Genomic DNA, 23,931 nt, shown 5'->3' with positions numbered 1-23,931 from the left:
CGCAAGGCCATGCCCTCTCCACGCCATACATCCTGGGACCCCGATACCGAACCGCAACTGACCCTGCGGCAGCGACTCGACCGTGCGGCGCGCCACCTGCTGCCCACCGTTTTCGCCATCCTTGCCATCATCATTTTTTCGGCCCCTGTGGGGCTGCCCGGCGCGGCCGAACTTCTGCCCGCCATCGTGCTGAGCACGGTCTTTTTCTGGTCCGTCTGGCGGCCATCGGGCATGCCGCCGCTGAACGTCTTTGTTCTTGGGCTTTTCATGGACCTGGTGGGCTTTACACCGCTTGGGGTCAGTGCCTTTATTCTTCTATTGGCCCATGGCACCGCAAGCTATGCCCGCTTCGGTCTGATGCGGTCGAATTTTTTGGTGGTATGGTGCGTATTCGGACTGGTAGGAGCAGGAGCCGCCGCCTTGCAATGGACCCTTGCCTGCGTATTTCGGCTGCATTCCCTCGATCCCGCGCCCGCATTTTTTGAAGCTTTGCTGTGCATAGGAATTTACCCGCTTCTGTCCGCAACCTCTTCGTGGTTCCTGCGTTTTCTGGACGAGAAGGACACACCATGACCGCAGGGTGGCGGGGGGCGTGTCCATGAAGTGGCGCAAGCGCGAAAACCGGCGCCTGATGCCCATTCGTGACCAGAAGGACCCCGCCCGTGGCGTGTTCACCCGCCGCGCGCTGCTTTTCATGGCCGTGCAGGCCGGGGCGATGGGGGAACTGGCCCGGCGGCTGTACAAGCTCCAGATCAATGATGGCGACCACTACGCGCGCATGGCGGCCAATAACCGTGTCAGCAAGCGCCTGCTGGCCCCGCCGCGCGGGCGCATTGTCGACCGCTACGGGATTGCGCTGGCCAGCAACAAGGAAAACTGGCGCGCTTTGCTGATGCCCGAGGAAACCACGGATGTCAGCGCCACGATCGAGCGGTTTTCGGCCATTATCCCGCTGGATGAACGCGATCGCAGCCGCATCGGGCGGGAAATGCGCCATCAGCGCCGCTTTGTGCCGGTCATGCTGCGCGATTTCCTGTCCTGGGATGAAATGGCGCGTATCGAACTCAACGCCCCCTCCCTGCCGGGGGTGCTGATCGATGTGGGCACGCGGCGTGTCTATCCCGAAGGCGAAATGCTGGCCCATATCATCGGCTACGTGGCCCCCCCCAACGAAGGCGACGTGGCGGGATCGGCCCTGCTGGCCCTGCCGGGCATGCGCGTGGGCCGCGCGGGCATAGAGCAGAGCCAGGACGAACGCCTGCGCGGCAATGCCGGTTCGGTCGAGATGGAGGTCAACGCCGTGGGGCGCATGATGTCCGAGATCAACCGCGTGGAAGGCATGCCGGGCGAGGAAATCAGCCTGACCATCGACCGTGGCCTGCAACAGAAGGTGCTCAACCACATAGGCGACCAGACCGCTTCCGCTGTGGTGCTGGACTGCCATAATGGCGAGGTGCTGGCCATGGTCAGCACCCCCTCCTTCGACCCGGCCCTGTTCGACAGCGGTGTCAGCCACGCGCAGTGGATCGAATGGACCGACAATGTCCATACGCCGCTTATCAACAAGGCGGTGGCGGGGGTTTACCCGCCGGGGTCCACCTTCAAGCCCGCCGTGGCCATGGCGGCGTTGCAGTCCGGCCTTGTCAGCCCGACCAACAGGGTGTTCTGCCCCGGCCACCTTGATGTTGGCGGCACGCGCTTTCACTGCTGGTCGCGCTGGGGGCATGGTTCGGTGGACCTGCACGGGGCGCTGAAATATTCGTGCGACGTCTATTTCTACGAAGTGGCGCGCCGGATCGGCATGGACCGCATTGCCCAGGCCGCGCACCAGATGGGCCTGGGCGTGAAGCTGGATATCGAACTGCCCCACACGCGCGACGGGCTGATTCCCACCCCCGCGTGGCGGCAGGCGCACCACCACCACTGGAACGGGGGTGATACGATCGTCAGCGGCATCGGGCAGGGGTTCATTCAGGTCACCCCGCTCCAGCTTGCCACCTATTCGGCCCGTATCGCCACGGGGCGGGCGGTGGAGCCGCATCTGGTCCGCGCCATCAACGGCGAACTGGACCCCCGCGCACAGGCCGAGCACTGGCCCGAACTGGGCATGCCGCAGAACTACCTGCAAGCCCTGCGCGACGGCATGTTCGCGGTGGTGAACGAACCGCATGGCACGGCCCCCAAGGCACAGCTCGACCTGCCGGGCATGACCATGGCGGGCAAGACGGGATCGGCCCAGGTACGCCATGTCTCCCGCGCGCTGCGTGAGACCGGGCATTTCAATTCCGCCGACCTGCCGTGGGAATACAGGCCCCACGCCCTGTTCATATGCTTTGCCCCGTATGATGCGCCGCGCTATGCGGTGTCCGTCGTGATCGAGCATGGCAATACGGGGGCCGATGCCGCGGCCCCCCTGGCGCGCGACATCATGCGCGACACATTGCTGCGCGATCCGGTCAACCACACCACGCCGCCACCTGAAAACGTGGCCGATGCGAGCGACACCCTTGAGTAGCACGCTGCACGGCCGGGTCCGGTTCCACAAGCGCCTGCTGCGCGCGGAACCGAGCTTTCGCCTGCTGGCCAAGCTGTGGCGGATAAGCTGGCTGTACGTGCTGCTGATCTGCGCTTTGGCCGGGGTGGGCTATGTCACGCTCTATTCCGCGGGCGGGGGCACGCCCTATCCGTTCGCCGCCCCCCAGGCCATTCGTTTCGCGGTGGGGCTGGTGATAATGATCACCGTGGCCATGCTGCCCCCGCGCATTCTTGTGCTGGCGGCGGGCCCGCTTTACGGGCTTTCGCTCATATTGCTGCTTGCGGTGCTGCATGCGGGGCATGTGGGCAAGGGGGCCGAGCGCTGGCTGATTATCGGGGGCATGCAGATCCAGCCTTCGGAATTCGCGAAAATCGCGCTGGTGCTGGCACTGGCGGCCTGGTTTTCACGCGTGGGCTATGCCCGCATGGGCAACCCTCTGTGGCTGATCCCACCCGCCGCCATGGTGCTGGTTCCCGTGGCGCTGGTGCTGAAGGAGCCCAATCTGGGCACGGCCGTGATTATCGGCGGGATCGGGGCGGCGCTGTTTTTCGCGGCGGGCATGCGGCTGTGGCAGATAGTCCTGCTGCTGCTGCCCGTGCCGTCACTGATAAAATTCGCCTATGCCCACCTGCATGATTACCAGCGCGCGCGCATTACCACCTTCCTCCACCCCGAAGACGACCCGCTGGGCGCTGGCTACAATATCATCCAGTCCAAGATCGCGCTGGGGTCGGGCGGCATGTGGGGACAGGGCTACCTGCACGGATCACAAGGGCAACTGAATTTCCTGCCCGAAAAACAGACCGACTTCATTTTCACCATGATCGCGGAGGAATGGGGGTTCGCAGGTGCGGTGACCATATTGGGCCTGCTGCTGCTGGTGATCATGGGCGGCATGGCCATGGCCATACGCTGCCGCAACCGCTTTGGCAGGCTGCTGGCTTTGGGCATCAGCATGAACTTCTTTTTCTACTGCCTGGTCAACCTGTCCATGGTCATGGGCGCGATCCCGGTGGGGGGCGTGCCGCTGCCGCTGATCTCTTACGGGGGGTCGGCCATGCTTAATGTCATGCTCGGCTTCGGGCTGCTGCTTTCGACCTGGGTACATCGGGACAGCCGCTATGGAGAAAGCCTGACCGACGCACAAAGCTAGGCCCGCGTAGCACGCCACCTGCCGGCCGCTCGCCCCACGAGAAGCCCGCGAGAAGGTTCGGGCCTGGGCCCGCGGCGTGGCGAGCCCCTTCAGCCCTCGGGCAAAAGCCATTCCACGCGAGCCCGAGTGCCCATCGGGAGTGTGTCCCGCAAGTCCGGCGGGAATGCCTGTCGGGATCGCCACTGGGAACGCCGACCGGCTTGCGTTCTTTCTGGATTTCTTAACCCGGCCTGCTACAGACTTGACAGGTTTCGGTCTGGCTTCTAATTTTCCGCCTAAAAGTAACAATTAGTACTATTTCCGTTTCACTCTCCATAAGCCTCCCTCTGCCCGTTTTCGTCCTTCGCGCCGCCGCCTGCCCTATTGCGCATGGCACCGGCAAGGATGAGTCCGGGGCTGTTCTTTCCTTTCCTGCCTTGTGGGCCATCGGGCGCCCGCTCGGATAATCTTGTCAAGCAACGGGACCATAACAGGTGACGCCACGCTCTTTCCCCTTCCGCCCGGTCCTGCTTTCAGCCGTTGCCCTGCTCGCGCTTGATGGCTGCAAACGCAAGGACGCGGCCATGCAGCTCCCGCCCCAGTCCGTGGGCGTGGTCACACTTCACCCCCATGCCGTTGCAGTCCATACCAGCCTGCCCGGCCGGACCGACGCGTTCGAAATCGCGCAGGTGCGCCCGCAGGTGACGGGCGTGATCGAAAAGCGGCTGTTCACCGAAGGGGCGGATGTGGTCGCGGGCCAGCAGCTCTACCAGATCGATCCCTCGCGCTATCAGGCGGCGTACGACGCGGCACGCGGCCAGTTGCAGCAGGCCGAAGCCCGTGCGGCCACCGCCACCGCCAAGGTCAGCCGCTACAGGATGCTGGTGCGCGAACATGCCGTAAGCCAGCAGGATTATGACGACGCCGTAGCCGCCCAGAAGGAAGCGCAAGGTGCGATCCTGAGTGCCAGGGGCCAGGTGGAAAACGCCCAGGTCGATCTGGGCTACACCAAGATGTACGCCCCCATTTCCGGCCGGATCGGGCGCACGCTTATGACCGTGGGTGCGCTGGTCACCGCCAACCAGACCGGCAATACGGCCATCATCACCCGGCTGGACCCCATTTACGTGGACGTCAACCTGCCCGCCATCACGCTGCTGCGGCTCAAGCGGGAACTGGCCGAAGGGCGTATCCAGCGCCAGCCAGACGGCAACGTGCCCGTAACCGTGACACTGGAAGACGGCACCACATACGAACATCAGGGCCGCATGGCGCTGGCCGAAGTCAATGTGGATACCAGCACGTCATCGGTGATCGTGCGCGCGATCATGCCCAATCCGCAAAAACTGCTGCTGCCGGGCATGTATGTGCATGCCCAGCTCGATGAAGGCACGGACCCGCAGGCCCTGCTGGTGCCCCAGGACGCCGTAAGCCGCAACACGCATGGTGACCCGCAGGTATGGGTTGTCCAGCCCGACAGCACGGTGGCCCTGCGCCAGATCCAGATCGGCCAGGCGATCGGCACCGACTGGGTGGTTCTGGGCGGGCTGAAGGCGGATGAACGCGTGGTGGTCAGCGGCGTGCAGAAGATCACGCCCGGCGCGAAAGTGACGGCTATCGAAGAAAAGCCGAAGGACGACCAGCCAGCGCCCCCGGCAGATGGCGCGGCCCAGCCGACCAAGAACGGGCAGTAAACGCCATGTCTCTTTCCCGCTTTTTTATCGACCGGCCCATTTTTGCGTGGGTTGTCAGCCTTATCATCATGCTGGTGGGCGGGCTGTCCGTGTTCCGGCTGCCCATTGCGCAGTACCCCTCCATCGCCCCGCCGCAGATCGCCATTACCGTGACCTATCCCGGGGCTTCGGCCGATACGGTCAATGACACGGTCGTGCGCCCGATTTTGCAGCAGATGTTCGGCCTGGACCATCTGGAATATATTTCGTCGCAGTCCTACGCGTCGGGACAGATGGAAATCGACCTGACCTTCGCGCAGGGGACCAACCCCGATATCGCGCAGGTGCAGGTGCAGAACAAGCTCCAGCTTGCCCAGCCCAAACTGCCGCAGGAAGTCACCGCCCAGGGCCTGAGCATTACCAAGGCCGTGAAAAACTTCATGCTGGTGGCGGCCTTTATCTCGACCGACGGCAGCATGTCGGGCAACGACATCGCGGATTACGTGGCCTCCAACATTTCCGATCCGCTCAGCCGCGTGACCGGCGTTGGCGACCATACGCTGTTCGGTTCGGAATACGCGATGCGGATCTGGATCAACCCCGACAAGCTGTTCAGCTACAGCCTGACCATGAACGACGTGGTGGCCGCCATCCAGACCCAGAACATCCAGGTGTCGTCGGGTGAACTTGGGGGCCTGCCCGCCAACAAGGGGATCAAGCTGGATGCGACCATTATCGGCCCGACCCGGCTGACCAGGCCCGAGGAGTTCGAAAAAATCCTCCTCAAGGTCCAGCCCGATGGCTCGCAGGTGCGGATCAGCGATATCGCCAAGGTGGAACTGGGACCGCAGACCTACAACACGGAGTCCTTCTATAACAACCAGCCTGCATCGGCCATGGCGCTCAAGCTTGCACCTGGTGCAAACCAGCTTGCGACCGAAGCCGCCGTGCGCCAGCGCATTCATGAACTGGAACAGTTCTACCCGCCGGGGCTGAAGACCGTCTATCCGCTGGATACGGAACCCTTCATCACCCTGTCGATCGAGGACGTGGTGCAGACCCTGCTCGAAGCCATCGGGCTGGTGTTCCTGGTCATGCTGGTGTTCTTGCAGAATTTCCGCGCAACGCTGATCCCGACCATTGCCGTGCCGGTGGTGCTGCTGGGCACGTTCGGGCTGCTGGAACTGTTCGGCTATTCCATCAACACGCTGACCATGCTGGCCATGGTGCTGGCCGTGGGCCTGCTGGTGGATGACGCCATCGTGGTTGTGGAAAACGTCGAACGCGTCATGACGGAGAAAAAACTCTCCCCCGCCGACGCGGCCCGTGTCTCGATGGATGAAATTTCGGGCGCCCTTGTGGGCATCGTGCTCGTGCTTTCGGCCGTGTTCCTGCCCATGGCGGCGTTTTCGGGTTCGGTGGGCGTGATCTACCGGCAGTTCTCTGTCACCATCGTCTCGGCCATGTGGCTGTCGGTGCTGGTGGCCATGGTGCTGACCCCTGCTTTGTGCGCCACCATGCTCAAGCCCGGAACGCATGAAAAGACCACAGGCCCGGCCGGCTGGTTCAACCGCAACTTCGCGCGGCTGACCGGGGGCTACCTGCGCGGCGTGCGGTTCCTGATCCACCGCGAGATTATCTCCCTCCTTGGGTTTGCGGTCATCTCGGCCCTGGCGGTGTTCCTGTTCACGCGCCTGCCCAGCGGCTTTCTGCCCGATGAGGACCAGGGCCTTATTTTCGGGCAGATCACCCTGCCCCCCAACACCCCGCGCGAGCAGACATCGGCCCTGAACCGCGAGATCACGGATTACATTCTCAAAAGCGAACCGGGGATGATCGAATCCGTGCTGGCGGTCAACGGCTTTAACTTCGCGGGGCAGGGCCAGAATTCGGGCGCGTTCTTCGTGCGGCTCAAGGACTGGAAGCTGCGGCCCAAGCCGTCGCAGACATCCTCGGCCATTGCCATGCGGATCATGATGCATTTCTGGTTCGACCCGCGCGCGCAGATTTTCGCCATCAACCCGCCCGCCGTGCTGGAACTGGGCAACGCGACCGGCTTCGACCTGGAACTGGAGGATCGCGGGCATCTGGGCCACCAGAAACTGCTTGAAGCCCGCAACATGGTGCTGGGCATGGCCAGCAAGGACCCGCGCCTGCTGGCCGTGCGCCCCAACGGCATGGAGGATGCAAGCCAGTACCACCTCGATATCGACCGTGAAAAGGCCAATGCGCTGGGCATTACGATCAACGATATCAACACCACCATCGAAGGGGCACTGGGCTCGATCTATGTCAACCAGTTCACGCGCGAAGACCGTGTGAAACAGGTCTATGTGCAGGGCAATGCGGACTCGCGCATGCTGCCGCAGGACCTGGGCAAATGGTATATCCGCAACGCGGCCAATACGCTGACCCCGCTCAACGCCTTCATCAGCGGCAACTGGATCAGCGGCCCGCAGAAGGTCGAGGATTATAACGGCCTGAATTCCTACGAAATCCTGGGCCAGCCTGCGGTTGGCTACAGTTCGGGCGATGCGCTGGCCGCCATCAAGGCCATCCTGGCCAAGCTGCCCACGGGCATTGGCTATGAATGGACCGGCCTGTCGTTCGAAGAAATTTCGTCCGGCTCCTCCACCGGTCCGCTCTACGGTCTTGCGGGCATTGTCATCCTGCTGTGCCTGGCCGCCCTGTATGAAAGCTGGGCCATACCGCTTGCGGTCATGCTGGTCATACCGCTGGGCGTTCTTGGCGCGATTGCCGCCACGCTGGGCCGCAGCATGAACAACGACGTCTACTTCCAGGTCGGGCTGCTGACCACCGTCGGGCTTGCGGTGAAAAACGCTATCCTGATCGTGGAATTCGCCAAGATGGGGTTCGAGCGGGGCAATTCGCTGGAAGAGGCAGTGCTGACGGCGGCACGCGAACGCCTGCGGCCCATTCTCATGACCTCCATCGCCTTTGTGGTGGGCGTGTTCCCGCTGGCCGTGGCCAGTGGGGCGGGCTCGGCTTCGCGCCAGGCCATTGGCACGGCGGTCGTGGGCGGCATGGCGTCGGCTACGTTCCTTGCGGTCTATTTCGTGCCGGTATTCTTCGTTGCGGTGCTGCGCCTGTTCCGTGTCAAGCGCCTGAGCGAGCGGACCGGCCTTTCCACGTCGTCACAGCCTTCAACCGGAAATGACTGAGATCATGGTTTTTTCGTTTTCCCCCCTCCGGGCGCGTGGCTTCAGGCGCGTGCTTCTGGGCATGGCCGCAACCCAGGTACTGGCGGCCTGCACCATGATCCCGACATATCACCGCCCGCACCCGCCGCTGGCGACGACCTGGCCCGCTTACCAGACGACCGGGTCGGCCACTGCCAGCACCAAGGCGTACGACCTGGGCTGGCGGGACTTCTTTACCGACCCGCGCCTGCAGGCGCTGATTACCATTGCGCTGCGCGAAAACCGCGACCTGCGTTCGGCCATTGCCAGTGTGGCCGAGGCCCAGGGTGCCTACGATATCCAGCATTCGGGACTTTTCCCCAAGATCGGCGCGACAGGCGGCCCCATGTATCAGGCGCCGTCCGACGCGGCAGGGCTGAGCTTTGCGCCGGGGCTGGACACCAGCAGCACCGGTACCGGCATGGCGCGCGATCCGTTCCGTTATTATCAGGGCGGTATCGGCTTTTCATCCTACGAGATCGACCTGTTCGGCCGGATCCGTTCCCTGACGCGGGAATCCGCCGAAAGCGCATTTGCACAGATCGCGACCCTGCGCAGCACGATGATCAGCGTGGTTTCGCAGGTGGCCACGGCCTATGTCACCTGGCTGGGTGATCGCGAAACGCTGGCCCTGGCCGAAACCACCCTGGCCAACCAGCAGGACAATTTGCGCCTGATCGAGGAAACCTATCGCCACGGCGAAGGCAACCTGCTGAGCGTGCGCCAGGCGGAAACGCAGGTTGAACAGAGTGCGACACTGCGCACCAATGCCCAGCAGAAAATCGCGCAGGATGAAAACCTGATCACCCTGCTGATCGGCGCGCCCATCCCCGCCGACCTGCCGCCGCCGCGCTCGCTGGGGGAACAGACGATCCTGGCCGACCTGCCCGCGGGCGTGCCGTCCGACGTGCTGGAACACAGGCCCGATATCATTGCCGCGGAACACAACCTGCTGGCGGCCCAGGCCGATATCGGGGCTGCGCGGGCGGCCTTTTTCCCGCGCATCACGCTGACCGCGACAGACGGGGTTTCGAGCCTGCAATTCCACAAGCTGTTCACCTCCGCCGCCACGACCTGGGGGCTGAACCCGTCCTTTCAGATTCCGATCTGGAACTGGGGCGAAAACAGCGGCAACCTGCATGCCTCGAAGGCCCGGCGCGACGGCAAGATCGCCGCGTATGAGAAAACCGTCCAAGGCGCTTTCCGCGAAGTGGCGGACGCGCTGGCCAGCCGCAAGGCCTATCTGGACGAAAAACAGCAGGCCGACGCCCTGGTCACCTCGGCGGGGGATGCGTATCGCCTGGCACGGCTGCGCTTTGACGCAGGCACGGATTCCTACCTGACGACGCTGGATTCACAACGCTACTTCCTGCAAGCGCAGCAGAACCAGATTACAATCGCCGTGGCGAAATACCAGAACCTGATCACCATCTACCGCGCATTGGGCGGCGGCTGGAACGAACACACGGCCCCGGCCGTCACCACTGCTACCCCAGCAACAAGCAAACCGGCATAAACGGCAGACTGAACACACGGCCTCGCAAGAGGCAGTACACAGCATAAGGCTGCGAAGGCGGAAATGCCCCACGGGCCCACCCGCCTCCGCAGCCCATGCCCGGGGGCGAGTATCCCCCAGACGCCGCGTCAAAAATATCCCTTAAATAGAGAGAAGTTTTTGGTGAAGCTTTTTTCAAAAAAAGCTTCAGAGAACGTCACCTTTTTGAAAAAAGGCGACACCCAAAAACTTTTATTCCTATCTATCAGATCGTTTGTCTTGAAACAGTCTTGCACCGCCGGAAAGCGTGCCCAAGGATGCAGCGCGCGAGCGGTCCATACAATCCACGCCCGGTGAGGGTCCGATAACAAGCCCCCTCCATCTCCGACGATCAAACGCATCCCATTGCCCGGCAACGGCACCTCCCTCCGGCCCATGGTTGCCCGGATGTATTCGCTACCCTGCAAATATCTGGCAATGCGCGCTGCCCCTCACCCGGCAGTGGTGGGATAAGCCGATAAGCCGATAAGCCGATAAGCCGAGATATCTGTATGGCCCTGCCACCATGGGGCAATAAAAAAGGCCGCCCGAAAGCGACCTTTTTTAACCTTGCTGAACCAGATCGGCCTTATTTGGCCGGGGGCTGTGTCAGTTTCAGAACCCAAAGCTGGGCAATATCGTAAGCGCTGCTGCTTGAAGGCACGGCTTGCAGCGTCTTGATCGCATCCTGCGTCTTGCCGCCCTGCATTTCAGCCAGGCCGAGATGCAGCGTGGCAACGCCCGGATCGGCCACACCTTTGGCGATGGCCTGGTGCATGAGGTCAAGGCCGTTGGCCGTGTCGCCAAACGTCACGGCATTGTAGCCGACCAACAGCAGTTCATCGCCCTTGCTTTCCGCCTGGGCCGACTTGGTATCGGCTGCGAGCGCCGCTTTCCGGTCGGTGGCGGCCTGGGCGACCATGGCTTTCAGCTTGGCCTGGCGCGGTGCTTCGGCACCCTGGCCCAGCACGCCTGCCGCATAGCCCTGGTTCATCAGGTCAAGGGCAAGCTGGGGCATGCGCATCTGCATGGCGATTTCGGTCATTTCCATGAAATCGCGGGTCTGCAACGTGTCCCCGACCGCCAGGCGGATACGGTAGACATCAAGCTGCAAGGCAGGCGGGATCTTGGTGTTGGTCACCAGATCATGCAGGAGCAGGGCCCAGTATTCTTTCTTGGGGTAATATTTGGCCAGCAGCACATAAGCGTGTGAGGAGGTTGAAGGATCTTTCAACGCCGTCGCGCTGGCAGCGAGCATCTGCAACATGGATTCGGCAGGCTTGCGGCCCGCTGCGATATCCGCCGCAATAAGAGGATTGAGCGCCTTAATGGTCCCGGCATAGTCCTTTTGCAGGTAATAACACTGCACCAGCAGGACATTCATCTGCGGGTTGGGACCGGCCGCTTTCGTGTACCGTTCGATCGCGGCAATCGCCTTGGGATAATCCTTGGCGGTATAAGCCATTGTCGCTTCGGACATCAGCATCTGGGTTTTCATGGCAGCCGGCGTGCGGGGGGACGCCACCAGCTTTTCATACGCGGCAACCGCCCCAGGCATGTCGCCCGCCTGGGTCGCCACAGCCGCACCCATCTGGTTGATGACGTAGTCGTCGTAGTCGGTTTTGCCTTTTACGGCCTCCGCCGCGTGAACCGCATCCTGTGCCTGAGCAAACTTGTGCGCCGCCAGGGCGGTCTGAGCCTGCTGCAACGCCTTGGCGACGTCGGGTTTCAACGTATCCGCCGCGTGCGCGAGTGGCTGCATGCACGTCAGCGCCACTCCGGCAAACAGGACACAGCGCAAAAAACGAGAAGCCATTTTTACCAAACCTTGTTGTTGCCTAGTTGTTGCTTACGGTGAAGCAAACTGTTCCTGCCCAACAATACCAATTTTTGTCACGCCAAGTCTCTGGGCATCGGACATGACATGAATCACGGTTTTATAATCGGCAAGCCTGTTCGGCTGAAGATGGAATTCAGGCCGCATGTCTTCCGGCCCCTGCGCGATCCCCTGCAGGCGGCTTTGCAGCTCGTCCTCGGATGCGATGGGCTGGCCGTTCCATGTCAGGCTGTTGTCAAAATCAACCGCCAGCGTCACGACAGGCACTTCGACCGTCGGCGGCGGCGGGTTGCCCTGCGGCAGGTCAATAGCGACGGATTGCGTCTGCAGCGGGATGGTGATGATCAGCATGATCAGCAGCACCAGCATGACGTCGATCAACGGCGTCGTGTTGATGTCGACAATGCCTTCGTCTTCCGTCGTGCTGTCCGACCCGACATTCATACCCATGGTCTGTCACTCTCTTTTCAGCCAGGAAGGTGGTGCCGCGCGATACGCGGCACCGGTCCTCTGCCTATTTTGGTTTCTCGGTAATGAAGTCGATGTGGTAGATGCCCGCTTCCTGGCAGGCGGCCACCACACGGCCTACAGCTTCATACCGCACCTTGGCGTCGCCACGGATCTGGATCTGCGGCTGCGGTGTCTGGACGGCAATCTTGTCCAGATGGCTTGCCAGATCCGCCCGGTCGGCCATGGGGGTCTGATCCCACCATACCCGCCCGTCCGGCGTGATCGCCAACACCACATTGTTGACCTGTGTCTTTGTGGCCTGGCTCCTGTCTTTCGGCAGGCTCACCTTCACTGAATGCGTTGCCACCGGAATGGTGATCAGGAAGATGATCAGCAGCACCAGCATGACGTCAACAAGTGGCGTCGTGTTGATGGCGGAGACGACGTCGTCTTCCCCGCTATCGCCGCCAACTTGCATACCCATGTTCAGCCTACCCGTTCAGAAGTGGTGATGGTGGTGGGGGAAGCGTCGGGACGCACCACGATGCCGCTGTTCGCGCCATGGCGCACGCCACCGATCAGGATGTTCTGCAGATCGTCCGCGAAGTCACGGACCTGGTCCATCGCACCCTTGTTGCGGCGCACCAGCAGGTTGTAGCCCAGAACGGCGGGAACGGCGGTGGCCAGACCGATGGCGGTCATGATCAGCGATTCACCGACCGGACCGGCAACCTTGTCGATCGATGCCTGGCCTGCGATGCCGATGGCGGTCAGCGCGTGATAGATACCCCAGACCGTGCCGAACAGACCGATGAACGGAGAGGTCGAACCCACGGTGCCCAGGAAGGCCAGGCCCTTCTGGAGGCTGTTCTGGATGTTGTTGACAGCGCGCTGGATGGACATGGAGGTCCAGCTATGCAGGTCGATGGATTCCTGCATCGTGCCTTCGTGGTGGTCAGCCGCGACAATACCCGTATCGGCGATGTAACGGAACGGAGACGTCGTGGCCAGGGCGGACGCGCCTTCCTGGATGCTGTGCTTGGTCCAGAAGTTCTTGACGGCTTCCTTGCCGGCGGCGAACAGGCGGGCCTGCTCGATGAACTTCGTGATCATGATGAACCAGGTGCCCAGCGACATGATGAGCATGATCACGAGCACGCCACGTGCAATGATATCACCATTCGACCACAGAGCGCCCAGGCCGTAGGGATTGCCTTCTTCCTTCGCGGGTGCGTCGGAGGGTGCGGGTGCGCTGGCGTCGGCCGCCGGGGCTGCCGGAGCGGGAGCCGCTGCATCGGGTGCAGGAGCGGCAGGCGCAGATGCGTCAGGCGCAGGAGCCGCAGGAGCAGACGCGTCGGGTGCGGCTGCCGGAGCGGGAGCAGGGGCCGCGGCGTCAGGGGCGGGAGCGGCCGGGGCGGAGGCAGCCGGAGCAGCGTCCTGCGCAAGAGCCGCCACCGGCGCGGCCGTGCTCATCAGAAGCACAAGCGCGGGAACGGCAAGGCCTGCAACGGAAGAACGGGACAGTCTGGTCATCGCACTCAAAATCCTCGTTTCTGCAGCCTGGTCCGGGGAAAACTGCCCGGCACCAGGCACCATAGATAATTTGTTCAGTTCTGACGGTTTGCCAGATCAGTTGTCCAGCCGGAACCTGATCACGTAAACCTTGTGCAGCTCTTTGACGGGCTGACCGTTACGCACCGCGGGCTGATACTGGGCCCGGTGCACATAGTCGAGCGCCGAACGGGCGAAGGCCTGACCGCCCGAGACCGACTGCACCGAACAGTTGCTGGTCTTGCCTGTTGTTTCCACGTCGCAAACCAGTGTCACACGCCCTTCAACGTTGTCGTCCTCCATTTCAGGCGGATAGACCGGCTGCACGTTGTTCATCGGCACGGACCCTGCTGACGTATCGGGCACTTCCGGCCCGGGAGGGGCTGGGTTGGTGCGCGTGGCAGGCGGCGTGGGCTCCTTGGGGGGCTCATGCGACACATGCCTCATCGGCGGGTTCGGCGGCGGCGGCATCTCGATCCGCGGCGGCGGGATGAACGGCGGTGGCGGTGCCGTCATGGCCGGCGGAGGAGGCGGCGGCGGTGGGGGTGGCGGTGGCGGCGGTGGCGGCGGCAGAACACGCGTCTGGATTGGTGGTCGCGGGGGTTCGGGCGGAGCTTCACCAGTGCCGCCCATTCCACGAATCAGACCAAGAATCCCCAGACCGTGCAGCAGAAGCACAATCAGAAGCGCGCCAATGCTAACAACAGCGCTCACTCGGACAGAATAATTTGCCGAGCCTTGCTGCTGCTCTCGGTCAATCATATTTGTCAGCCCTCCTAGTTAGGGTCACCTGAACAGACGACACCCGCAATCATTATTCCACTACAGCAACAAAAAGGAAACCCTCTCTGTCCCGCAATGCAACCACCGGCAATTCATCTTTCCAGGGTACGATTGGGCAATCTGAAACGGCAGATGTCAAGAATGTATCGGAATAATCGTGCGGGTTCCATAACGAATTCGAGATTATGCACACTTTTGACACGAAATAGTTTTTTGCCCCGCGCACGGGCTTGGCCTAGCCTGCCGTGGCAAAAAAAGCAGGCTCCGTAAAGCCTGCCTTTTTTCGATCCCCGCAGTCAATCACTGCCTTTAATTCTTAACATCTCGGGGCCCCGTACGGCCCGCCTGCGGCCTTACTGCGCGTTGGCACTGGCTTCCGAACGGGTGGCCCCCACGCGCCCGGCCAGAGCCGCGGCCATGAAGGCGTCCAGGTCCCCGTCCAGCACGCCATCGGGGTTGGAGGTTTCGACCCCCGTGCGCAGGTCCTTGACCATTTGATAAGGAGCCAGCACGTAAGAACGGATCTGATGGCCCCAGCCGATATCGGTCTTGGCGGCCTCGGTCGCGGCGGCCTGGGCCTCACGCTTTTGCAGTTCCGCTTCATACATGCGTGCGCGCAGCATCTGCATGGCCGTGGCACGGTTGCGGTGTTGTGAACGATCCGTCTGGCAGGCCACCACGATCCCGGTGGGAATATGGGTGATGCGGATGGCGGAATCGGTCTTGTTGACGTGCTGCCCACCGGCCCCCGATGCGCGGAACGTGTCCACTTTCAGGTCCGAATCATTGATTTCGATCTCTATCGAATCGTCGATGACCGGATAGACCCAGACAGATGCGAACGAGGTCTGCCGCCGCGCCGCCGCATCGAAGGGCGAAATACGCACCAGACGGTGGACACCGGCCTCGGTCTTGAGCCAGCCATAGGCGTTGGGGCCGGACACCAGGATGGTGGCGGATTTCAGCCCCGCCTGTTCCCCTTCGGAACTTTCGATCAGCGTCACCTTATAGTTATGCGCTTCCGCCCAGCGGGTGTACATGCGCAGCAGCATTTCGGCCCAGTCCTGGGCTTCCGTGCCGCCTGCGCCGGCGTTGACTTCCACATAGCAGTCGTTGCTGTCCGCCTCGCCCGAGAGCAGGCTTTCGGTCTCGCGCCGCTTGGCTTCCTCCGCCAGGTCACGCAGGGCGACCATGCCGTCCTTGACCAGATCGGCATCGCCTTCCGCCTCGGCCAGTTCGATCAGCTCGCACGTGTCGCGCACATTGGATTCAAGCGTCTGCACACCTTCGAGCTGGTTGGCCAGCAGCGTGCGTTCGCGCATCATTTTCTGCGCGGCGTCGGGATTGTTCCACAGGTCGGGGTCTTCGGCGCGGTTGTTCAGTTCCGCCAGGCGGTCTTGGGCGACATCCCAGTTAAAGATGCCTCCTCAGCAGTGCCACCGACTGCTTGATCTGTTCGTTCAGGGCGTCTGTCTCGGCGGACATGGGCCGGTTCTCCATCACATCTTGAAAAATGGCGGGGGTGCCGCGTCATCGGGCCTTCAATAAAGGCCGCCCATGCCGATGTCACCCCCGGACGGCGCAGGAGATGCGCTGTTGGCCCCGGGCGGGATGTCATGCCCGCCCCCCGAATCCTGCGAGCCGGCCCCCGCGGCCATGTCGCTTTCGGAATCGGGCATGTTTTCAGCCCCCGTATCGGCCGCCGTCAGCTCCTGCGAGACATTGGCCAGCGCCACGCTCACGCCCGCGATCTGGCCATCCTTGAAGGCGTCGGTCGTCACGCCCCGGCCCGTATCGTACTGCACCAGCACAACGCCCTGGGGGGCGACAAAGTCCAGCCGGGGGTGGCCGACCAGCGCGGTTTTCATGACCTTGTTCCAGATCGGCCCCGCAATGGCCCCGCCGGTCTCGTTCTTGCCCAGCGTATGGGGCGTATCGAAGCCGAACCAGACGACGGTGACGATATCGGGCGTGTAGCCCGCGAACCAGGCATCGTTGAAATTCTGGCTGGTGCCGGTCTTGCCCGCAATGGGAACGTCGATCCCTTCCCCCGCCTTGATACCGGTACCACGCTTGATAACGTCCTGCAGCATGGTCGTGATCTGGAAGGTGCTTTCCTCGGACGCAATGCGCGGCCGGTCGTCACGTAGTTGCGGCAGGTCGTCAGGCCCGAGAGGGACCGCAGCCACGGAAGCAGGTGCCCCGCCACCGGGCGGCACGGCCGGTGCTGTTCCGGGCTGAAGTGCTGCGGGTTGCGCACCGCCTGAGGGCGCCGCCCCACCGTTCGGCCCGGCATCGGGTGCCCCCGCCACCAGGGACAGGGCGGAAGAACGCCAGACCACGCGGCCATCCCGGTCCTGGATATCGTCCACCAGCGTGGGCGTGATCCTGCGCCCGCCCGCCGCAAGCGCCGCGTAGGCCCCGGCTTCTTTCAGCACCGTGGTTTCCACGGCCCCCAGGGCCGCGGGCAGCACCAGCGGCATGGAATCGACCAGCCCCAGCTTGACCGCCATATCGGCCACGGTCTTCATGCCCAGATGGGCCGCAAGGCGGATGGTGACCAGGTTGCGCGATTCGCGCAGTGCGTCATGCAGGGTGGTGGGGCCCCAGAAATCCTTTTCATAGTTGTTGGGGTGCCAGGTGCCGTACGACACCGGCGAATCCTCGAACTTCTGGGACGGCGAAACCCCCTGTTCCATGGCGTCCAGATAGACGAAAGGCTTGAAGGATGAACCGGGCTGGCGCAGGGCCTGCGTGGCGCGGTCGAACTGGGATGCCTGGAAAGACCACCCGCCCACCAGGGCCAGCACGCGACCGGTGCGGGCGTTCAGCGTCACCACTGCCCCTTCCACCAGCGGCACCTGCATCAGCCCCACGCGGTTGCCTTCGGCCTGGGGTTCGATCATCACCACATCGCCATTATGCAGGCCATGCGCGCGCTGCGCCCAGGACAGGTCGCGGGCCTGGACAAGCCCCGTCTGGGCCGCACCCATCGGCCCGCCCATCTGGCCACCCGTCTGGCCACCCGCATCACCATTCTGCCCGCCACGCCAGACCACGCTACTTTCGACCCAGCCCACGCGACCCTTTGCCGCGTCCAGCACCACGGCCAGGCGCCATTGTTCCAGCATGCCCAGGGGGGCTGGCACACTGCGCAAAGCAGGCTGCCATTGCGCGGGATCGGTATCGGGCCCCATGCCGGGCAGGTGGTGGACCGGCCCCTGCCAACCCCGATTGGCGCGGTCATAGGCCATGAGCCCCTGGCGCAGAATGGCCTGCGCCGAACGCTGGAGCGGCAGGTCGAGACTGGTATGCACGTCCAGCCCGCCCTGCATGGTCGCGGCCTGGCCGTAGCGTTCCAGCAGTTCGCGGCGCACTTCCTCGGCAAACCATTCGGCACCCGGGGCGGGGCCGGGGCGGGTGAAGCTGCGCGTGCTCAGCGGTTCGGCCTCCGCCGTGCGGGCGGCCTCCTGAGACAGCGAGCCGATATCGGCCATGCGTTCGAGCACCCAGTTACGCCGCCCGCGTGCCGCGTCGGGAAAGCGCTCGGGATTGTAGTTGGTGGGCGATTTGGGCAGCGCCCCCAGGAACGCCGCCTCGGCATCGTCAAGCTGGTCGAGCGGCTTGTTGAAATAGGTCTGCGCGGCCGCCCCGATACCGTACGCGCCATTGCCCAGGTAAATTTCGTTGAGATAGATTTCTAGAATCTTCTCCTTGGGCAGCACCTGCTCGATCCGCATGGCCAGGAACGCTTCCTTGGCCTTGCGGCGGAAGGACACCGCATTGGTGCCCAGCAGCATGATGCGTGCGACCTGCTGCGTGATGGTGGAGGCCCCGATCGGCCTGCGCCCCTTGCCGCGCGTCAGGTCGGTCAGGCCCGCGCGGATAATGGCGGCGGGGTCCACGCCCTTGTGGGTCCAGAACTTCTGGTCCTCCGCCGCGACAAAGGCGTTCTTCACCTTGTCGGGAATGGCGCTGTAGGGCACGAAAATACGGCGTTCGTTCGCCAGTTCGGCCACAAGCTGGTCATCGCCCGCGTAAAGGCGGCTCATCACCGGGGGCTGGTAAGACCGCAGCCCCTCCACGGTGGGCAGGTCGGCGACAATCCCTTCATACTGGGACCACAGCACGACAGCACCACCCGTGGCCCCCACCAGCATGACCGCGGCGGTCGCCCCCAGCAGACTGCGCCAGTAGCGAAAGCGCGGCCGCCGCAGCGCAGGTGGGCCCGCATGCCCGCCCGAAGACCCTTCGCCAGGGCCCTGGGGCGGTTCCTTTGGCGGTTCTTCCGGCGGTTCCCGGGGGGGCTCCTGTGGGGGTTCGTCTGGCGGCACCATAGGCGAACGGCCCCCGGCGGATGATCCCAAGGTGGAAGACCCGGTGGGGGGGGAGGCTGTATCGTCTTGGTTGGAGGAAGAACCCTGATCACCGGAAGGCGAAGTGCTTGTCATACCGGTCCTTTACCATTGGCGTGGCGTGTCGTCTTCCTCATCTTGCGCATTGTGTCCATAATCGTGGCGGAATTCCGACGCGGCATTCCGACTGGGGCACGGGCGTGGTTCACCCTGTCGAGCCCATCAGTTCGCCTAGGATGCGTGCGGTGTAATCCACCACCGGCACCACGCGCCCGTAATTGATGCGGGTGGGGCCGATCACGCCAATGGCCCCCACGATCCGGTTGGCCTCGTTCCGGGCGGGGGCCATGACCACGGACATGCCCGTGGCCCCGAACAGCCCGCTTTCCGCGCCGATGAAAATCCGCACGCCCTGCGAACTGTCAACCAGTTCGAGCAGGCGCAGCATGGTTTCCTGCGCTTCCAGCCGGTCGAACAGGGTCTGGATGGCCAGCAGGCGTTCCTGCCCGTCGACATCGGCCAGCAGGCGGGACTGCCCGCGCACGATCAGCGTGCCCCCGCTTTCCTCGCGCCCGCCATTCCATATGGCCAGCCCGCTTTCCACCACCTCGGCCGCCAAGCCGTCCAGCGCGGTGCGGTCTTCCTTCATTTCCGCGCTGACGCGGGTGCGCAGGTCGGGCAGGGATGCCCCCATGGCGCGCGCGTTCAGGTAATTGGCCGCTTCCACCAGGGCGGAAGGCGGCATGCCCACGGGCGTTTCGATCACGCGGTTTTCGACATGGCCGTCCGAACCCATGAGGATAACCAGCGCGCGGTTGCTGCCCAGGGCCACGAATTCGATATGCTTGATGCCGCCTTCGCCCTTGGGGGCGACCACCAGCCCCGCCGCATCCGACATGCCCGCCAGCAGGGACGATGCCTCGACCAGCGTATCCTGCAAGGAGCGCCCGCGCGCTTCCAGCGAATGACCGATGACCTTCTGCTCATCCTCCGAAAGGGAGCCGAACTGCAACAGCCCGTCCACGAACAGGCGCAGGCCTTTTTCCGTGGGCAGGCGACCGGCCGAGGTATGGGGCGAAAACAGCAGCCCCGCCTCGGTCAGCGAGGCCATGACCGTGCGGATGGTGGCCGAGGACAGCGGCTGGCCCAGCTTGCGCGCCAGCGTGCGCGAGCCCACGGGTTCGCCGCTGGCCACGTATTCCTCCACAATCTCACGCAGGATGGTTGCCGAACGCGCATCCAGTCCCGGCGGCAGGGCGGCTTTGGCTGGCAGCAAACCACGCTTCATGGCAACAAGGCTCCCTTCGTGCAGTCGGTCCGTGTCATCTTATTACGTTTTCATGCGCGGTTTTGCTCCGGCCTCAAACATTTTATGTGTGCGGGGCATTTTATACCGGCGTGCCCGTGCCGCGCCACCTCAAGGAATACACCATGTCCCCACCAGGGTCCCCATCAGGCCAGCCGCTTGCCCATGTGCCGGGCAGCCCCACCCGCGCCACCCGCGCGCCCGATCGCCCCGCTGGTTCCTCCTCTGATCAGGTCTCCGCTCGCCCTTCGGGTCGCAAGCCCGACCAGATGCGCCCCATCGTGATCGAGACAGGTTTTTCACGCCATGCGGAAGGCTCGGCACTGATTCGCCTGGGCGGCACGGAAGTACTGTGCACCGCCAGCGTGGAAAACCGTGTGCCGCCTTTCCTGCGGGGCAAGGGCAGCGGGTGGGTTACGGCGGAATACGGCATGCTGCCGCGTGCGACCCATATGCGCGGCGCGCGTGAGGCGGCAAAGGGCAAGCAGTCGGGCCGCACGCAGGAAATCCAGCGCCTGATCGGCCGCTCGCTCCGCGCCGTGACTGACCTGAACGCTTTGGGCGAGATCTGCATTACGCTGGATTGCGACGTGCTGAACGCCGATGGCGGCACGCGGTGCGCGGCCATTACCGGTTCATGGGTGGCGCTGCGCCTGGCCCTGGGCAAGCTGGTCGCCAACCGGGTGCTGCCCCGCCTGCCCCTGCGCGGTCAGGTTGCCGCCGTATCCTGCGGGCTGACCCAGGCCGGGGCCGTGCTGGACCTGGATTATGCCGAAGACAGCGCCGCCGCGGCCGATACCAATTTCGTGCTGACGGCCGATAACCGCATTGTGGAAATTCAGGGCACGGCGGAAACTGCGCCCTTTACGCATGATGCGTTCGAGAGCCTGTTCACCCTGGCCCGCAAGGGCTGCACGGACCTGTTCGAAGCCCAGATGGCGGCGATTACAAAAGCGGAGACCCCCTGACATGCCCCCCTGCAAACTCGCGCGCGGCAGCCGCCTGGTGCTGGCAACCCATAATGCCGGCAAGCTGGCGGAATTCGCCACCCTCATGGCCCCGTTCGGTATTACCGTTGTTTCCGCCGGGGAACTGGGCCTGCCCGAACCCGAGGAAACCGCCACCAGTTTCGCGGGCAATGCCGCCATCAAGGCACTGGCAGCGGCAAAGGCTGCGAACCTGCCCGCCCTTGCGGACGATTCCGGGCTGTGCGTATCGGCCCTGGGGGGTGCGCCGGGCATTTATTCCGCCCGCTGGGCCGGGCCGGACAAGGACTTTGCGGGGGCCATGGCCCGGATCGAGGAAGGGATCGGCCCGGACGAGCGTGATGCCTGGTTTGTCTGCGTGCTGTGCCTGGCCACCCCGGACGGAGCCACGCAGAGTTTTGAAGGCCGGATCAATGGCGAAATTGTCTACCCACCCCGTGGGACGGAGGGACATGGCTATGATCCCATTTTCCAGCCCGAAGGGGAAACCCGCAGCTTTGCGGAAATGAGCGAGGCCGAGAAAAACGCCGTCAGCCACCGGGCCCGCGCCTTTGCCGCCTTCCGCACCGCCTGCCTCGAAAAATAAAAGAGATAAGAGATAAAAGTCTTTGGGTGCCGCCTTTTTTCATAAAGGCGGCGTTTCCTGAAGCTTTTTGAAAAAAGCTTCACCAAAAACTTTTTATCGTTTTGAGGATGTTTCCAACCACAAAAAATGGCGCCCATCTGGGGCGCCATTTTTTTAACAACCAAGGCTGGGCATGGGCCGGGAACAAACCCCGGCCCGTGCTGTTTTTCAGCCTTCGCCGTCGGTGTTGCGGCGGCGGATGGCCGCACCCAGGATATCACCGAGGGAGGCACCGCTATCGGCGGAACCGTATTCGTTGATGGCCTGCTTGTCTTCTTCCACTTCGCGGCCCTTGATGGTCAGGGCGACCTTGCGGGCGGTGCGATCGACGGAGACAACCTTCGCATCCACGCGTTCGCCAACGGCGAAGCGCTCGGGGCGCTGCTCGGCCTTGTCACGGGCCAGTTCGGCGCGGCGGATAAAGCCGCTCAGAACGTCGTCCACCTTCACTTCAATGCCATTGGCCTGAACGGCCGTGACAATGCAGGTCACGATGCTGCCCTTCTGGATGCTGGCCAGCGCGTCGGCTGCCGGGTCTTCCTGAAGCTGCTTGATGCCGAGCGAGATACGCTCTTTCTCCACATCCACGTCCAGAACCTTGGCCTTGACGACCTGGCCCTTTTCGAAGTGCTTCATGGCTTCTTCGCCAGCTTCGTCCCAGGACAGGTCGGACATGTGAACCATGCCGTCGATATCCGCGGACAGGCCGATGAACAGGCCGAATTCCGTGATGTTGCGAATTTCGCCTTCGACGGTGGAACCCACCTTGTGCTCTTCGGCGAACTGCTCCCACGGGTTGCGCTGAACCTGCTTGAGACCGAGCGAGATACGACGTTTGGCACTGTCCACGTCCAGAACCATCACGTCCACTTCCTGGGAAGTCGCGACGATCTTGCCGGGGTGGACGTTCTTCTTCGTCCAGGACATTTCGGAAACGTGCACCAGACCTTCGACACCCGGTTCCAGCTCGACGAACGCGCCGTAATCGGTGATGTTGGTCACGCGGCCGGAGAAGCGGGCACCCGGCGGATACTTGAGCGCCACGTTCTCCCACGGATCGGCCTCGAGCTGCTTCATGCCCAGGGAAATACGCTGCGTATCCGGGTTGAAGCGGATCACCTGCACGCGCACGGGCTGGCCGATCTGCAACGCTTCGGACGGGTGGTTGATGCGCTTCCAGGCGATGTCGGTCACGTGCAGCAGGCCATCGACGCCGCCCAGGTCCACGAACGCACCGTAATCGGTAATGTTCTTGACCACGCCGTCAAGGATCATGCCTTCGGTCAGGCCCTGGATCAGTTCGCTGCGCTGTTCGGCGCGCGTTTCTTCCAGCACGGCACGACGGGAGACAACGATGTTGCCACGCGCACGGTCCATTTTCAGGATCTGGAAAGGCTGGGGCATACCCATCAGCGGGCCGACGTCGCGCACGGGGCGGATGTCCACCTGGCTGCCGGGCAGGAACGCCATGGCGCCCCCCAGGTCAACGGTAAAGCCACCCTTGACGCGGCCATAGATGGTGCCGTTCACGCGCTGGTTGGCCTCGAACGCCTTTTCCAGGCTGGTCCAGGCTTCCTCGCGGCGGGCCTTCTCGCGGGACAGGACAATGCTGCCGTCACGGTCTTCGTACCGTTCGACATACAGTTCCACCACGTCGCCGGGCTGGACTTCGGGCTTGGCGCCGGCCGGTGCGAATTCGCGCAGGGCCACGCGGCCTTCGCTCTTAAGCCCGACATCGACAATCGCGTAGTCATCCGTCAGGCGGACGACACGGCCACGAACGACGGACCCGTCAAAGCCGGAATCGCGGCCCAGGGTTTCGTCAAGGAGGGTAGCAAAATCTTCGCCACGGAAATGGTCCGCGGTCTGGGTAGTGGCTGAAGCCATGTGTAACAGTTAACCTTGCGCCAGCCTGAACCATACGCCAGGCCGGGCGTTCCTGCGCCCCGCAATGCGGCACGGC

General features: G+C 63.3%; 17 protein-coding genes. 8 read left to right on the top strand and 9 right to left on the bottom strand.

Annotated elements, in window-relative coordinates:
* The first annotated feature begins 9 nt into the window (after window positions 1-9).
* From J2D77_RS05295 to J2D77_RS05270, 6 genes are all read left to right on the top strand, one after another.
* Window positions 10-573 (top strand): rod shape-determining protein MreD, encoded by a 564-nt coding sequence (locus J2D77_RS05295; protein ID WP_207845259.1) that lies wholly within the window; start codon window positions 10-12, stop codon window positions 571-573.
* Window positions 574-598: 25 nt separating this feature from the next.
* A complete protein-coding gene (gene mrdA, locus J2D77_RS05290) occupies window positions 599-2,515 on the top strand; it encodes a penicillin-binding protein 2 (RefSeq protein WP_207845258.1) in 1,917 nt (638 codons plus the stop codon).
* Complete coding sequence (rodA, locus tag J2D77_RS05285) at window positions 2,508-3,689, top strand: rod shape-determining protein RodA (protein ID WP_230975530.1); 1,182 nt, start codon at window positions 2,508-2,510, stop codon at window positions 3,687-3,689. The genes mrdA and rodA overlap by 8 nt, the downstream gene beginning before the upstream one ends.
* A gap of 473 nt (window positions 3,690-4,162) precedes the next feature.
* Entirely contained in the window at window positions 4,163-5,362 is a 1,200-nt protein-coding gene (locus J2D77_RS05280) for an efflux RND transporter periplasmic adaptor subunit (RefSeq protein ID WP_331000068.1), read from the top strand.
* A gap of 5 nt (window positions 5,363-5,367) precedes the next feature.
* On the top strand, window positions 5,368-8,523 hold the full coding sequence (locus J2D77_RS05275; protein WP_207845256.1) for an efflux RND transporter permease subunit: 3,156 nt from the start codon (window positions 5,368-5,370) through the stop codon (window positions 8,521-8,523).
* Between the two features lie 61 nt (window positions 8,524-8,584).
* A complete protein-coding gene (locus tag J2D77_RS05270; RefSeq protein ID WP_407927089.1) occupies window positions 8,585-10,057 on the top strand; it encodes an efflux transporter outer membrane subunit in 1,473 nt (490 codons plus the stop codon).
* Between the two features lie 607 nt (window positions 10,058-10,664).
* Here J2D77_RS05270 and J2D77_RS05265 read toward each other — a convergent pair.
* From J2D77_RS05265 to hrcA, 8 genes are all read right to left on the bottom strand, one after another.
* The gene (locus J2D77_RS05265) at window positions 10,665-11,891 is read right to left on the bottom strand and encodes a tetratricopeptide repeat protein (protein ID WP_207845254.1); all 1,227 of its coding nucleotides are present in this window, start codon (window positions 11,889-11,891) and stop codon (window positions 10,665-10,667) included.
* Window positions 11,892-11,924: 33 nt separating this feature from the next.
* Window positions 11,925-12,362 carry an ExbD/TolR family protein gene (locus J2D77_RS05260; RefSeq protein ID WP_207845253.1) on the bottom strand — a complete coding sequence of 146 codons (438 nt, stop codon included), beginning with the start codon at window positions 12,360-12,362 and terminating at the stop codon, window positions 11,925-11,927.
* Window positions 12,363-12,426: 64 nt separating this feature from the next.
* Window positions 12,427-12,846 (bottom strand): ExbD/TolR family protein, encoded by a 420-nt coding sequence (locus J2D77_RS05255; RefSeq protein WP_207845252.1) that lies wholly within the window; start codon window positions 12,844-12,846, stop codon window positions 12,427-12,429.
* 2 nt (window positions 12,847-12,848) lie between these two features.
* A complete protein-coding gene (locus tag J2D77_RS05250; RefSeq protein ID WP_207845251.1) occupies window positions 12,849-13,895 on the bottom strand; it encodes a MotA/TolQ/ExbB proton channel family protein in 1,047 nt (348 codons plus the stop codon).
* A gap of 96 nt (window positions 13,896-13,991) precedes the next feature.
* The gene (locus tag J2D77_RS05245) at window positions 13,992-14,675 is read right to left on the bottom strand and encodes an energy transducer TonB (RefSeq protein WP_207845250.1); all 684 of its coding nucleotides are present in this window, start codon (window positions 14,673-14,675) and stop codon (window positions 13,992-13,994) included.
* 374 nt (window positions 14,676-15,049) lie between these two features.
* Window positions 15,050-16,181, bottom strand: a protein-coding gene (prfB, locus tag J2D77_RS05240; RefSeq protein ID WP_207845249.1) for a peptide chain release factor 2 whose coding sequence is annotated in 2 segments (ribosomal slippage) — window positions 15,050-16,111 and window positions 16,113-16,181 — 1,131 coding nt in all. Because the reading frame shifts where the segments join, the coding sequence is not laid out codon by codon here.
* A gap of 56 nt (window positions 16,182-16,237) precedes the next feature.
* Window positions 16,238-19,147, bottom strand: a complete 2,910-nt coding sequence (locus J2D77_RS05235) for a penicillin-binding protein 1A (RefSeq protein WP_407927082.1) — start codon at window positions 19,145-19,147, stop codon at window positions 16,238-16,240.
* Window positions 19,148-19,256: 109 nt separating this feature from the next.
* On the bottom strand, window positions 19,257-20,339 hold the full coding sequence (hrcA, locus tag J2D77_RS05230; protein ID WP_207845248.1) for a heat-inducible transcriptional repressor HrcA: 1,083 nt from the start codon (window positions 20,337-20,339) through the stop codon (window positions 19,257-19,259).
* A gap of 143 nt (window positions 20,340-20,482) precedes the next feature.
* On the opposite strand from hrcA, the gene rph reads away from it, so the two are divergent.
* On the top strand, window positions 20,483-21,325 hold the full coding sequence (rph, locus tag J2D77_RS05225; protein ID WP_207845247.1) for a ribonuclease PH: 843 nt from the start codon (window positions 20,483-20,485) through the stop codon (window positions 21,323-21,325).
* A 1-nt stretch (window position 21,326) separates the two neighbouring features.
* Window positions 21,327-21,929: an RdgB/HAM1 family non-canonical purine NTP pyrophosphatase gene (rdgB, locus tag J2D77_RS05220; RefSeq protein ID WP_207845246.1), complete on the top strand. Its 603-nt coding sequence runs from the start codon at window positions 21,327-21,329 to the stop codon at window positions 21,927-21,929.
* A gap of 207 nt (window positions 21,930-22,136) precedes the next feature.
* Here rdgB and rpsA read toward each other — a convergent pair whose 3' ends face one another.
* Window positions 22,137-23,855 carry a 30S ribosomal protein S1 gene (gene rpsA, locus J2D77_RS05215; RefSeq protein ID WP_207845245.1) on the bottom strand — a complete coding sequence of 573 codons (1,719 nt, stop codon included), beginning with the start codon at window positions 23,853-23,855 and terminating at the stop codon, window positions 22,137-22,139.
* Window positions 23,856-23,931: the final 76 nt, after the last annotated feature.

Origin of the sequence: Acetobacter garciniae (assembly GCF_017377735.1) — a bacterium.
GTDB lineage: Bacteria > Pseudomonadota > Alphaproteobacteria > Acetobacterales > Acetobacteraceae > Acetobacter > Acetobacter garciniae.
Note: the sequence above shows the minus strand (reverse complement) of the source record. Positions and strands in the feature narration are given on the sequence as shown.